We start from the raw sequence: 706 nt of genomic DNA on the forward strand, positions 1-706 counted from the left end.
TCGGCGTCCTCGGCGGCGCGCCACTCGACGAACTGGCTGATCGCGTCGGCCTGCTCGTCGAGGAACTCGCGGGAGAACACGGCTTCCAACGACGACCGCAGCGCGGCCTCGTCGGTCGGCGGCGCGAACATCGGCTCGGGGTCGTAGCCGTCGCCCGCGAGTGCGGTCCCGAGCAGCGTGAGCGACCGCACGCGCCCGGTCGTGCGGGCCAGTTCGAGCGCGACCATCCCGCCGAGGCCGGCGCCGACGACGTGGGCCGAGCGAACGCCGTGGTCCCGGAGCACGGCGACGGCGTCCTCGGCCAGCGTCTCGACGGTGCAGTCCGCGGGCGGGGGGTCCGAGCGCCCGCAGCCGCGGGTGTCGGCGACGATCAGCTCGTACGGGCCGGCGAGGGCGGCGTGTTGCCAGCCCCACTGCCACGCGCCGAGGCCGACGTCGCCACAGCACAGCACCGCCTCCCCGTCACCCTCGGTCTCGTAGTACAGCGAGACGCCGTCGTTGTTCGCGTCGGGCACGCTCGGCGGTTCGGGCGGGTCGGTGTTGACCGTTCCGGCGGCGTTCGCCCATGCCCGAGTGCGAACGCTGTGGCGCGCTGCGCTGTTCGGACTGCTACAACAGGCGGATAACCGAGCTCGCGGGCGCCGCGCCGAACCGCTGTCCGCAGTGTGACGGGCGGCCGGCGAAGCGGTAGCGGTCGACCTCCCTC

1 protein-coding gene is annotated in these 706 nt (G+C 74.1%); it reads right to left on the reverse strand.

The genetic code is table 11. The features are described 5' to 3' along the window. Window positions 1-515, reverse strand: a 515-nt coding sequence (locus EXE41_RS18600) for an alpha/beta fold hydrolase (RefSeq protein ID WP_137691795.1), incomplete at its 3' end; no start/stop codon positions are given. Window positions 516-706: the final 191 nt, after the last annotated feature.

The sequence above is a fragment of the Halorubrum sp. SD690R genome, from assembly GCF_005435035.1.
In the GTDB taxonomy this organism is placed as follows: Archaea; Halobacteriota; Halobacteria; order Halobacteriales; family Haloferacaceae; genus Halorubrum; species Halorubrum ezzemoulense.